The following is an 11054-nucleotide window of genomic DNA, read 5'->3' as shown; positions in this document are numbered from 1 at the left end:
CTGGGCGGCTCCTTCAAAAACAAGGGGCGCTCGGTGGCGCCCCTGGGGTGTTGGAATTGACGGGATAGGCCCGCGTGGCGGGCCGGCACGTTGATGAAGCGGTCGTGCGCCGCTCAATCAAAAGGGATGTCGTCGTCCATGTCGGCGAAGCTGCCTGTCGGCGGCGCCGACTGGGTGGGGCGCTGCGCAGGCGCCGCGTTGCGCGCGGCCGGCCTGGCTGCCTGCTGACGGCCTCCGCCCTGCTGGCGCGGCGGCGCTCCGCCGTCGTCATAGTCGCCACCATCGCGCCCGCCGAGCATCTGCATCTGGTCGGCGATGATGTCCGTGCTGTAGCGGTCGGCCCCGGTTTCCTTGTCCTGCCACTTGCGGGTCTTCAGGCGGCCCTCGATATAGACCGATTTCCCCTTGCGCAGGTATTCGCCGGCGATTTCCGCCAGCCGGTTGTAGAAGACGACGCGGTGCCATTCGGTGTCTTCGCGCCGTTCGCCGGTGCCCTTGTCCTTCCAGGTGGAGGTGGTGGCGATGGACACGTTGCAAATCGCGCTACCGTCCGGCGTGTAGCGCACCTCGGGGTCGCGCCCGAGATTGCCCACCAAAATGACCTTGTTCACTGATGCCATGCTGTCTTTCCTTTTCTCGTATAGGTGGTCGCCTTCAGTGCGCGCGGTGCCGGCGCACGACCTCGGCGGCCAGGTTGCGGGCGGCCTCGTCGTGGGGAAGCCGCCCCGTGTCCATCATTCCGTTGCGCCAGCCGTGCCAGTAGGACTTGCTCTTGTCGCTGCCAGGCTCCGGCTCGCCGTGCAGGCCGGCGAGGTAGCCGGCCACGCATTCGCCATCGTCGATGAAGGCCAGTTCGGCGATGGATGAAAGTGGTTGGTATTCGCTCATCGGGTCATCCTCCCGCCGTCCGGCACGCCGAAGCTCGCGGCCAGCTCCTGCTTCAGACGGAAGAGCAGTGCATCCGTCGTGGCCGGGTCGAGGCCGGCCGAAAGGCAAGGCTGGACTGCTACCGCATCATGGTCGAGGTCTGCTCCGGGTATCGCGGCCCGTTCGGTGGGGCCTGGGGCCGCGACAGGCCGGCAGCTAGTCGTCATCGCCACCCCGTTGCAGGCATTTCAGCGTCACGCCCTCGGGCGCGTCGATGACCAGGGCCGGCTGGAAGCCGTTGCGGTAGTCCTGAGCCTCGATGTGCATGGGCCAGCGCGGGAAATCGCGGTCTTCGGCGTCCGGGTCGTAGTTGGCGACGCCGATCAGCCAGCTACCGCTGTTTCCAGGGCAGTGCTGGCCGGTGACGACCACGCCGAGCTGCGGCTGGCCGTCGATGGCTGGGCCGAGCACTAGGTATTCAATCGGCTTTCCGCTGGCGCAGTTGTCGTAGTCGTCCTTGAAGTGGGCGACTTCGCCGAAGGTGTCGTCGCTGTAGCCCTCGAATCGAAGAATGGGCATGGTTCTCTCCTTGAGGTTGGTGTGATGGCGCTCAGTCGCGCACGAACTTGTAGGAACCCATCGCCAGCAGCATCAGCAGCGCCCAGAGGCAATGCCACGAACCGCTCATCTGGTAGAGCTTGGTGGTCGTCCAGGCGCAGGCGACGATCAGGACGATGTTCTTGACCATCACCATCAGGCCGATCAGCAGTTCAGGGGTGTATTTCTCCATCGGTCTTTCCTTGTGGCGGCCACTGTCCGCCGAGTCGTTTAATCAGGTGGCGCACGCCGCGCCGGCGCTCGTTCGTACCGCGCACGACCCACAGGCCAGTGCCGGGCCAGAAATCGACGACCAGGCCGGCGGCCGACACGACCAGGTGCGCGCCGCCGTTCTTGGACTCGAATTGGATGCCGGCGGCCGTCAGGTTCCCGGCCGAGGCGTCGCGGTTGCCGGCGCGCTTGCGCTGGCTGTCTTCCTTCAGCGCGGGTTTCACATCGCGCCAGTAGTCGCCCATGTCACCCATGCCTGGCTCCCTTGGTCGAGGTGATGCCCGGTTGCGCCTTCCATTCGGCAATGCGTTCGTCGCATCGGCGCGCGCTGGCGCGGTATTCCGCTTCCCGGTCTTTGGCGCGCAACCTGGCAATCGGGTCTTTCCGTCCGATGGGGGCGGCGTTCAGGTCGCGCGCGGTTTCGCGCGCCTGGGCAGCCAATTTCAGGAAATGCTTCTTCTCCGCGCGCAGCCTGGCTATCTCATCCTTAATCGCGTTGCTCATATGGCTCCCTCCTACGACAGGCTTTTCAGGATGGACTGGAGTTGCCGCAGCTTGCCCAGGTTCTCCACGTTGGCCTCGCGCTCCTGTTCGATGGTCAGCGCCGCTTCCTCGATCTTCGCGGCCAGCTTCTTGAGCCGCGCGCCGAACTCGTCGGCCAGGGCCACGACCTCGCCGGACAGTTCGCCCAGGATTTCGATGGGCGATTGCTCAGTCTTGGGCGTTGGGGCGGTGACGGTCAGGGCGGGCCTGGGGCTGGGCATTGCTTGGGGCATGGGTGCTTCCTTTCTGGGTCGAGGGGTTGGGGTTCGGATGTCGGCGCGCTGGAACGTGCCCGTTTCAGGCTCGCGCACGAGGCCGGCTTCGCGCAGGGCACCCAGGCAGCCGCGCACCACGCGAAGATCGGCGTTGCTGCGCTCCACCTCCTTCAGGGCGTTCCTGATCTGAATGGCGGGCCAGGCTTCGCGGATGGGCACGACCTCGAACACCTTGCGGGCGAGGTTCGTTTGCCCCTGGAGTAGGGAGTTGAGCTTCGAGGGTGTCATGCGCGTTGTTCCTGTTGGTGCGCCTTGAGCGCGGCCTTGTAGCTGGCCTTCGCTGCCTTCTTGGTGTCGGCCCATTCGCCGGCGATTTCGCGGTAGCCGAAGCCGTCGCGGCGGTACATGCGCCATTGCCATCGGGCCTTGCCGTCCTCGTACTGGCGGCGGGCGTCGAGCGTGGGAAGCCTGCTGCCGCACAGGAACTCCCCGAACGATTCGCAGCAGTCGGCGTCCAGCCATTCGCCGTAGCGGGTGCGCTTCGGCGGCGGCGGAAGGCTGTCGAGGGCCACGGCGCGCCCGGCGTCGGTGGCGCGGAACACGATGTCGCCATCGGCGCAGAACTTCGGGGCGCGCGAGCGGGTCATCAGGCCCAGGGCCTCCAGCGCCTCCAAGTCGGGCATGTCGTGATGGCCGGGGCCGGCGACGAAGTAGTTGCGGTACGACTCGCGGCGGTCGATGCTCAGGCCCAGGGTGTGGTGCAGCAGCTCGACCTGCTGCTGGGAAGGCTTCGACGCTTTAGCCATTGCGCGCCTCCATCTCGGCCCGGTATGCGGCATCGACATCGGCGTGGGTCTGAAGCGGAACCTTCGTCCAGGCTCCCAGCAGGTACTGGCCGATGGCTGTGATGCTGTAGCGGCCGAATCCGTTGTGACGGGCGAAGCCCAGTTCCAAGAGCCGGGCCATGCGCTCCTTGGGCACGTCGAAGCCCTCTCCATCATCGAGGCATTCGGCGAGGCGCCTCAGCGCCGACAGGTCGCGTTCCGAAAGCAGGGCCTCGACCTCGGCTGGGGTTGCGGGTTGTTGGTTCATTTGGATGGCTCCTTGCTCAGGGCGTGGGCCAGGTGCCGTGCGTAGGTGGAGACGGCGCGCCAGTACGCGGCCATCGGCCCCTTCCTGCGGCGCCAGGCGTTTTCGGCTTCGGTGTTGGCTTGGTCGCGTAGCTCGCGCATCACGGCCTCGATGCGCGCCCGGTCATCCTTCGGCAGCCGGCGTAGGGCCTGGCCCGCCGGCAGCTTCAGCAGCGGGTTTTCATAGCCCATAGGCCGCCTCCGGGTAGCCGTCGTGCAGCAGGCCATCCAGGCTTCGCCCCGCCTGCTGCTTGCCGACGCGCTGCATGTAGATGTCCTCGCCGGCGTCCGGCGTGCAGTTTTCGCAGGTTCGGGTGTCCAGCCCGTGCTCGCCCAGGCGCGTGACGTGCGGCCAGCGTTTGCATTCCGGGTCGAGCGCCACGAAGTCCGTTCCGCCGCCAGTCAGGAGGCCGGAGCGCGGTGCCCACTCTCCCCACTGTTTGAACAGGAAGGCGACATCGGATGAAAGGCACTGGTCGCGCAGACGGCGCGCCCAGTTCGGGTGCATCGGGCGCGCGCCGTGGCCGCTTTCACCGCCGACGATGACCCAGTGCAGACCGCCGTCGGCCGGCTTGCGCAGCTCCATCTGCCGCTTCCCTGCGTGGGTGCGGAAGTGGCCGGTCGGCTCGCTGAAGATGTGGAACCGAAGATCGACCGGCCCCAGCAGCGGCTCGACGCTCAAGAAACGCACGCGCGCGGGCAGCGCCAGTAGCCGGGGAATGTCGCGGTCGGCCTCCTGCTGGTTCACCACGGTGATGCCCAGCCAGATGTTCGAGGGAAGATGCGGCGCGCCCAGGTGGTCGAGCCAGAACAGTTGCCTGGCGACTTCCAGCATCATCGGGGCCACATTGCCGACGCGCTTGGTGACGAGAAGCCAATCCAGGTGCGGCGTGCGCTCGATGAGCTGGAACAGGTCGGCGCGCCAGGATGCCGGTACGGCGTTGTCGAACACGTCGGCCAGCGAGGCGCAGAACACGCGGTAGCGCATGCCCAGGCGTTCGGCCTCGGTGTTCCACTTCAGCGGCTTCTTCCATGCTGCCGCGCTGCTGCGGCGCCGGTCAGCGCCTGCGCCCCATTGCACCAGGCCGCTGCGCTTGGCCCAGCCTTCGGCGTAGCAATGGTCGCAGCCGGGGCCGACGCGCTGGCAGCCATATCAGGGATTGAACGTGTGGTGCGCCCACTCGATCTTGGTGTTCTCGGCCATCGTCAGCCCTCCTTTTTCTGGGCCTCGACCTCGGCGCGGTGCTGTTCGTAGTGCGCGCTGGAGCAGAAGCCCTTTCCCATCCAGAGGCTGTTCGAGGGGCGGCCGCAGAAGCAGGTCGGGAACGGGTCGGCGCGGTTGGCGTCGTACCATGCCTGCGCCTCCTTGCCGTAGGGTTCGTCCTCGTCGGGGATGAAGCCAGGGCCGGCCAGGCCGTTGTGAATCCAGGTCATGGCCGCGTCGGCTCCCTTGCCGTGCTGCCATTCAATCCACGCGGCCTGCTGGGCCACGGTCATGTCGTGGATGATCTTGCCCAGGTCGTTCGTCAGCTTCTTCGCGCGGGCCAGCTCGTCCGCTGCGGCGGCCAGGCGCGCCTCGATGTGCTCGCGCGCCTCATCGACGGTGGCGGGCGCGAAGTCGTATTGCTGGGTGCTGGCGCTGTAGCCGGTGTTGCCGACGCGGGGGTACTGGCCGGGCGCGTAGGGTTCGGGGAGCGGCTGGGCATAGACGAACACCACTTCGCCCTTGCGCGTCGTGTCCTTGAAGCCGTCGCCGTCGATCTTGCCTATGCCCTTCAGGAGCTGGGATGCGCCGGCGGCTGGGCCGGCGGCCTCGGGGGTGGTCGTCATGGTCGGGGAGTCCTTCGATGTTGATGTGCAGCGCGGCACGCTGCCTTCATCGAAGGCGCGGCCGCGTGGGTGGTGATGCGGCCGCGTTGCCTGCCTGGCCGGTGTGGCCGGCCAGGGCGTGGCTTACGGCTTGCCGGAAATGACCGGGAACCCGGTGATTTCCTTGATGCGCGTCAGCTCGTCGGTGACGGCGCTCTTGAACACGCGGTCGGGGCGGATGAGTTCGTACCAGAACGTCACCTTGCCCTCGCGCTCGCGGTACTTGAGGCGGGCTTCCAGCGGGTAGGCGTTGCTGCTGCCGTCGAACACCGGCAGGCCCAGGGTGAAACGCTCGAACACCTGCATCTTCGTCCGGGTGTCCTTTCCTCGTCCTCGACGAACTCAAACTGCACGCCGCCGTTTTGCAGGTTGATCTTGCTGCGCAGGCGCTTTTCGGCGTTGGCCTCGAAGCCCAGGGCCATCTGGAGGATGTCGGCGCCGCTGGGCATTCCGGGCACGGCCGCGATGTCGGGCAGGTTGTCTTCCAGCCAGGTGGCGAAATCGGCCTGGGAGAAGTTCGTCTTGTTCTTGCCCAGCCAACGCTTCCATTCCAGGGCCTGCTTCGGCGAGAACTGGCAGAGGTGGTCGCGCCACTGCTGCGCGTCGATGTCGGAACCGTGGTCGTTGATGACCGCCACCAGATGGAAGCGGCTGGCTTCGGCGTCGATGTCGGCGTAGATCGTGGCGTTGTCCAGGCTGCCGTGCTTCTTCGTGTAGAAGATGAAGCTGTCGGTGTCCGTGGTCGTCACGTCGGCGCGCTTGCGGGTGGGCGCCGGCAGCAGCGATTCCAGGTCGTGGATGTTGTAGCCCTCGGGCACGGCCACGTAGGGGATGCCGCCGTGGCTGGTAATGGGCTGCACGGCGGCCGCGCCAGCGTCGAGCACGGTCTTGATGTTGTCGGGTTGTTCCATGAAAAAAACTCCTGGTTGAGGTGGTGGTTAAGCGGCGGTGACGGACTTCAGTTCGCGCACCGGCTCCGGCGCGACGGACTTCAGATCGAGCTTGGTCTGGCGCGGGTCTTCGGCCATGAGGTTGCCTTCCGGCGTGGCCCACAGCAGGGACTCGGCCGGCAGGCCCTTGGGCTTGGTGATGCTCACCTCGGCCTTGACGGCCAGGGCGCCGGCGGTGGAGGGCTTGATGGCGACTTTCAGCGTCAGCGTGCCGGCCTTGTTGTGCGCGGTGACGGCGTTGATAAGTTCGCTGAACTTGTCGCCCGCCACGTCCATGATGGGCATCGGGTCGCCGTCCTCGGTTTCGACCCGGACGGACTGGAGGTTTTCATTGAGTGGCTTGCTCATGGGTTCTTCCTTTCACGGTTGGTTGATGAACACGGCCTTCCGGCGTGTGTGGCTCCTACGCGGCGGCGAGCGCCGCGCCCTGGTGGATGTCCTTGGCTTCCACGATGTCGATACCGACGCGGTGGGCGACGTGTATCTCCAGGTGGGCGCCGGCGGACTTCTGCCAGCCGGCCAGCAACGCGATGGCGTCGCAGGTCAGCAGCTCCATCAGGTCGGTGCGCAGGCAGTCGTGCCAGGTCTTTTCAGGCTCGGGGTTGAGTTCCGCCGGATTCACCACGTCGTAGCCCAGGGCGCGCAACCTGGCGGCCTCGGCGTTGAACGCGGGGAAGTTGTGCTCCGGCATTCCCGACATCGGCCCGCTGATGTAGATGCGCTTCATGGGGCGGCCTCCGTCGCCGCCGGCGCGTCCTTGGCTTTCCGCCCATGCTTCAGCGCCCCGGCGTGGCTGTAGTGCGTGCTGGCGACGGCCTCGTAGTAGTCCTGAAGCCCGCGCAAGGCGCGCGCGAGCGTGCCGTCCTTGTGCGTGTGGAGCCACCTGGCCCGCCGTCCGTATCCGGCCGACTTGGCTTCATAGACCGGCTTCTGGCCTTCCCGCTCGACCCGGACGACGGAGAGGGTCGAAAGCCGGTTGGAGCCGCTGGACTGGATGCCGGTGGCCTCCAGTCGCCAGTCGAGGCGGGACTGATGCACCGTCCAGTCGTACCCCGGCATGATCTTGACCAGCTCGGCGCGAAACTCCTTGCTGTTCATGGCGCCGTCTCCTTGCTGTGCTCGATGGCCTTGTTGGGGTCGGCCGTGCGCCAGTCCGGCCACGTCCTCGCCTCGTTCTTGGCCTGCTTTGCCTTCAGCGTGGCGATGATCTGTTCGGGACTCGCGCCAGTGCGCCAAGCGCCGTCGAGAGCCAGAATCACGACATCAATCCATTCCTCCAGGTCGTCGGGCGCTTCGGCGATTTCCGCCAGCTCCTTGCGGATGTGGTCGGAGACGCCTTGCGTGCGACGGCCGGGGCCGAAGGTGTTGCGCGAGAACTTCGCCTGGCGCACCAGATGGGCGTGGAAGTCGAACGGCGTGCCGCTGGTGAGGCGCGGCCAGACTTCGGATGGCATGGCCCGGCCGAAGATCGCGTAGGGGCCGTTCTCGGTGTCGTAGATTTCCAGCAGCACCCAGCCGTCGCCGGCTGGCGGCTCCGGGTTCCAGTCCTCGATGCTGGCCGATTCCTCGAAGTAGCGTTCAGCCAGCCTCTCGTCCTGGCTCTCCAGGGAGACGAACGCGGTTTCGATGCCGAACACCGCCAGCAGGTCGTCGTAGCGCACGCTCTCGTCGCAAACCGGCATGTCCGGGTGGCTCAACCATCCATCCGGGTCGCGCACGATGTCGCGCGGCGCCAGCAGCCGCGTGCGCAGGTCTTCGAGGCTGGCGTGCGGTTCGCGGGTCTGGGCCTCGGTGGTCGCATCGTCGAGCAGCGGCACCGATTGCACGATGCCGATGATTTCGCTGATGGCGTCGTACTTGCTGATGCCGGCCGGGGCTTGATACCGCTGGATGACGGCGGCCACCTGGCGGAGCGCGGTTTCGGCCGCGCCGCCGTGCTGGGCCGGGCCGCCCAGCGCGATGACGATGCGCTCCATCATGTCGGTCTGCTGCCCCACGAACAGTTCGCCGTTCATGAGGATGTGGGCGAGCCAGCGCCCGCCGCGCAGCAGGTGGTAGGAGTTGGCTTCGCCGTTCGCGCGCCACGACACGCCGCGATAGCCTCCGGCCACGGGCGCGGGCGACGCGCCGATCAGGAACGGCGCGGCGGCGATCAGCCCGGCCTGTACGGCAATGCCGGGTTCGATCAGGCGGCCGGCGCCGGCGTGGTGCTCCGCGCACCGCTGTTCGGCGATCTGGAACACCTCGACGGCGTGTTCCATGCGCGGGCCGTCGGCCAGTGCGATGCTCTCTCCGCGCTGGTGAAGGAACATGGCGAAGTTCGCCACGTCGCGCGGGTCGCCCTTGAAGACGTGCGCCAGCAGCATGTCGGACAGGGCCTGGGCGCTGACCTGGGCCTTGTCTTCCCAGCCGCCGCGCCCCTTCGCCCGAGCGTCCGCCAGCTTGGCTTTCAGCTCGGCCGCGAAGCGATCTACCGCTTCGTCGTCAGGATGGTGGGCGGCGTGGGTCATGCGGCCACCTGCTCGGGGTGGAACTTCTTGAACGGCAGGCTCTGGAGGTGCGCGCCGAAGAAGGAACCCAGCGACTCGGCGCCGATGAAGTCCGCATACACCTGCGGCTCGACGTTCGGGTAGTGGTAGATCGCACCGGCGCCGCGCTGGAACGTCACGGCCAGCGTGCGCGTGGCTTCGTCGTAGCCGACGGCCTTGATCTTGTGCGACTCCACTTCCTTCATGGGGATGTGCTGGTAGTCGGCGGCGTCGTCAAAAGCTGCTGCGGGTGCTCGGGTTGCCATGTCGGTAGTCCTTTCGGGGTTGCGGGTTGTGGCCGGGGCGGCCTGGGTTGCCGGCGCCGGCTGTCCGGCCTGCACGGTCTGGATGTGCCGCACCAGGGCGGCGCAGATGCGGGGGAAGTCGCGCTCGCGGTACAGCTTTGCCGACTTGTCGGTGGCGACATGGGGGAAGCCCAGCGTCGCCAGCCCGTCGGCGGTCAGCGCGATGGGCGCCAGGCGCTCGTTGATCTGGCCCAGCTTCAGCGTTGCGGTGGAGAGGCTGCCGCCACCGCCGCCACCCATCGGGCGGCTGTGGGCCGCGCACTGGGGGCTGGCCGTGACGAGTTCCGCCGCCGGCGCTGCTGCCATGTCCACTCCCAGGAAGGCCGATGCGTCCGCGTTGCCAGGGAAGTAGCTCGCAAGACTGTCGGGGCCGTTGTTCTCCAGCGCCGCATTGGCCGGGTGCAGCGGCACGATGGCGGCGTCTTCCGCCTCGTCAAGCGAGCGTTGCTGGGCGGCGGCCGCCTCGCGCTCCTGCTTGTCCTTCGCCTCGCGCTCCAGGCGCTCGGCTTCTTCCTTGCGGATGCGCGCGCGGTCGGCCTCCAGTCGCTCGGCCTCGGCCCGCTTGTGCGCGTCGATGCGGGCCGTGATCGCCAGCTTGAAGTCGTCCAGCGGCTTGACCGCGAGCTGTTGCAGGTCGGGCAGCAGCGCGCGGTGTTCGGCTGCATTGGTGCCCACCCAGGCCAGTTTCGTGCGCAGGTCGCCGGCCTTCTGGTCGGCGGCGATCTTGCCGTTCGCCAGCGCGGTGTCGAGCTTGTCCTGAACGCTCGCCAGGGTCTTCAGGCCCTTGATGACGGCCGCGAAGTCCGGCGCCGGCACGTCCAGGCGCAGGTCGGCAATTTCGCGTTGGAGTTCGGCCAAGTGGTCGGCGAACGCCTTGCGGGCGGCCTCGATCTTTTCCTCGCGCCGCCGCTTTTTCTCGCTCTCCAGCAGCTTTTCTGCCATGAGGCGGTTGTCGCGCGTCAGCTTGTGCAGCGCATCCTTCGCGCGCTTCGCGGCATCGACGCCGGACACCTGGGCCAGCATCTGCGCCTCGGCGGCGTCGAGCGCATCCTCGGCGCGCTTCAGTGCCTTGATTTGCAGGTCGAGGTCGGCGAAGTCCTGGTCGGTCTGCGGCTCACGTATCAGGCGCTCGTCGAGAAACTGGCGCAGAGCCTGCTCGAACACCGTGAAGTTCTCGGCCACGGTCAGCGCGCCGGACACCTGCACCGACACGGCGGGCAGCGCCTGGACGGGTTCGGCGACGATGGCCGGCTTGGCCTCGGGCAGCACGTAGTCGGCCAGGTCGCGGTCGAACTGCGCCCAGCCAGCGCGGATGCGGTCGAACCATTCCGGGTCGGGCCGGACTTCGACCCAAACGAGGTTGCCGGGCGTGCCGTCGGAGACGACGAAGATCACGCGCGCGGCGCCCGTCACCAGCATGATCTGCTGGCACTGCGGCATGTGTTCCTCGGGCAGGATGCCGGCGCGCACCGATGCGGCCAGGGCCTCGTTCCATTGCTTGTGCTCGAACGCAGTGTCGTAGAGCATGGTCAGGCCGTCGCAGGACGCCGACAGGTTGCCGCCCTCGTCTTCGTTCGAGCACGTCACCGGGTAGAGGTCGTCGCCGATGATTTCCTCGACCAGCGGCCGGGCCAGGGCTTCGACCTGGTGCCCGTAGTCGAGGATGTTCACCTGCACCCAGTCGGAGAACTCCTTCGGCGTGCCGGTGTGCTTGATGCGCAGCAGCTCGGAGCGGGTCGTTTTCTTCGACAGGCCCAGCATCGCGGCGGCTTCGCTGGCGCCGTGGTGGGTCAGGCGGAAGGCTTGCCATTCCGGGCTG

General features: G+C 67.3%; 16 protein-coding genes and 2 pseudogenes. All 18 read right to left on the bottom strand.

The features are described 5' to 3' along the window. Positions 1–113 precede the first annotated feature (113 nt). The 18 genes and pseudogenes from ssb to LRM40_RS20965 all read right to left on the bottom strand — a co-directional run bounded on the left by ssb (position 114) and on the right by LRM40_RS20965 (position 10996). A complete protein-coding gene (ssb, locus tag LRM40_RS21050; protein ID WP_105812199.1) occupies positions 114–620 on the bottom strand; it encodes a single-stranded DNA-binding protein in 507 nt (168 codons plus the stop codon). Between the two features lie 34 nt (positions 621–654). After that, entirely contained in the window at positions 655–888 is a 234-nt protein-coding gene (locus LRM40_RS21045; RefSeq protein WP_105812200.1) for a hypothetical protein, read from the bottom strand. Positions 889–1083: 195 nt separating this feature from the next. Beyond that, positions 1084–1446: a hypothetical protein gene (locus tag LRM40_RS21040; RefSeq protein WP_105812201.1), complete on the bottom strand. Its 363-nt coding sequence runs from the start codon at positions 1444–1446 to the stop codon at positions 1084–1086. 31 nt (positions 1447–1477) lie between these two features. Beyond that, the gene (locus LRM40_RS21035; RefSeq protein ID WP_087778553.1) at positions 1478–1657 is read right to left on the bottom strand and encodes a hypothetical protein; all 180 of its coding nucleotides are present in this window, start codon (positions 1655–1657) and stop codon (positions 1478–1480) included. Further along, positions 1638–1949: a hypothetical protein gene (locus LRM40_RS21030; RefSeq protein ID WP_146123526.1), complete on the bottom strand. Its 312-nt coding sequence runs from the start codon at positions 1947–1949 to the stop codon at positions 1638–1640. The genes LRM40_RS21035 and LRM40_RS21030 overlap by 20 nt, the downstream gene beginning before the upstream one ends. Next, on the bottom strand, positions 1942–2199 hold the full coding sequence (locus tag LRM40_RS21025; protein WP_105812203.1) for a hypothetical protein: 258 nt from the start codon (positions 2197–2199) through the stop codon (positions 1942–1944). The genes LRM40_RS21030 and LRM40_RS21025 overlap by 8 nt, the downstream gene beginning before the upstream one ends. A gap of 11 nt (positions 2200–2210) precedes the next feature. Then, positions 2211–2741: a hypothetical protein gene (locus tag LRM40_RS21020; protein ID WP_105812204.1), complete on the bottom strand. Its 531-nt coding sequence runs from the start codon at positions 2739–2741 to the stop codon at positions 2211–2213. Then, positions 2738–3259 (bottom strand): hypothetical protein, encoded by a 522-nt coding sequence (locus LRM40_RS21015; RefSeq protein WP_105812205.1) that lies wholly within the window; start codon positions 3257–3259, stop codon positions 2738–2740. Before LRM40_RS21015 ends, LRM40_RS21020 begins: the two co-directional genes overlap by 4 nt. Then, positions 3252–3545 (bottom strand): hypothetical protein, encoded by a 294-nt coding sequence (locus tag LRM40_RS21010; protein ID WP_151122416.1) that lies wholly within the window; start codon positions 3543–3545, stop codon positions 3252–3254. Before LRM40_RS21010 ends, LRM40_RS21015 begins: the two co-directional genes overlap by 8 nt. Then, on the bottom strand, positions 3542–3775 hold the full coding sequence (locus LRM40_RS21005; RefSeq protein ID WP_151122417.1) for a hypothetical protein: 234 nt from the start codon (positions 3773–3775) through the stop codon (positions 3542–3544). Before LRM40_RS21005 ends, LRM40_RS21010 begins: the two co-directional genes overlap by 4 nt. Further along, positions 3765–4787: pseudogene (locus LRM40_RS21000) on the bottom strand (phage Gp37/Gp68 family protein). The gene LRM40_RS21005 and the pseudogene LRM40_RS21000 overlap by 11 nt, the downstream one beginning before the upstream one ends. Positions 4788–4789: 2 nt before the next feature. Further along, a complete protein-coding gene (locus tag LRM40_RS20995) occupies positions 4790–5413 on the bottom strand; it encodes a hypothetical protein (protein ID WP_151122418.1) in 624 nt (207 codons plus the stop codon). A gap of 123 nt (positions 5414–5536) precedes the next feature. Continuing rightward, positions 5537–6363: pseudogene (locus tag LRM40_RS20990) on the bottom strand (DUF2303 family protein). 27 nt (positions 6364–6390) lie between these two features. Next, positions 6391–6750 carry a YfdP family phage-associated protein gene (locus tag LRM40_RS20985; protein WP_151122421.1) on the bottom strand — a complete coding sequence of 120 codons (360 nt, stop codon included), beginning with the start codon at positions 6748–6750 and terminating at the stop codon, positions 6391–6393. 55 nt (positions 6751–6805) lie between these two features. Continuing rightward, complete coding sequence (locus LRM40_RS20980; protein WP_105812210.1) at positions 6806–7129, bottom strand: DUF4406 domain-containing protein; 324 nt, start codon at positions 7127–7129, stop codon at positions 6806–6808. After that, complete coding sequence (locus LRM40_RS20975; RefSeq protein ID WP_105812211.1) at positions 7126–7500, bottom strand: hypothetical protein; 375 nt, start codon at positions 7498–7500, stop codon at positions 7126–7128. The genes LRM40_RS20980 and LRM40_RS20975 overlap by 4 nt, the downstream gene beginning before the upstream one ends. Continuing rightward, positions 7497–8912, bottom strand: a complete 1416-nt coding sequence (locus LRM40_RS20970) for a dATP/dGTP pyrophosphohydrolase domain-containing protein (RefSeq protein WP_231067883.1) — start codon at positions 8910–8912, stop codon at positions 7497–7499. Before LRM40_RS20970 ends, LRM40_RS20975 begins: the two co-directional genes overlap by 4 nt. Next, positions 8909–10996 (bottom strand): KTSC domain-containing protein, encoded by a 2088-nt coding sequence (locus LRM40_RS20965; protein ID WP_231067882.1) that lies wholly within the window; start codon positions 10994–10996, stop codon positions 8909–8911. The genes LRM40_RS20970 and LRM40_RS20965 overlap by 4 nt, the downstream gene beginning before the upstream one ends. Between the last annotated feature and the right edge of the window lie 58 nt (positions 10997–11054).

This window comes from Ideonella dechloratans (genome assembly GCF_021049305.1).
GTDB classification, from domain to species: Bacteria; Pseudomonadota; Gammaproteobacteria; order Burkholderiales; family Burkholderiaceae_C; genus Ideonella; species Ideonella dechloratans.
Note: the sequence above shows the minus strand (reverse complement) of the source record. Positions and strands in the feature narration are given on the sequence as shown.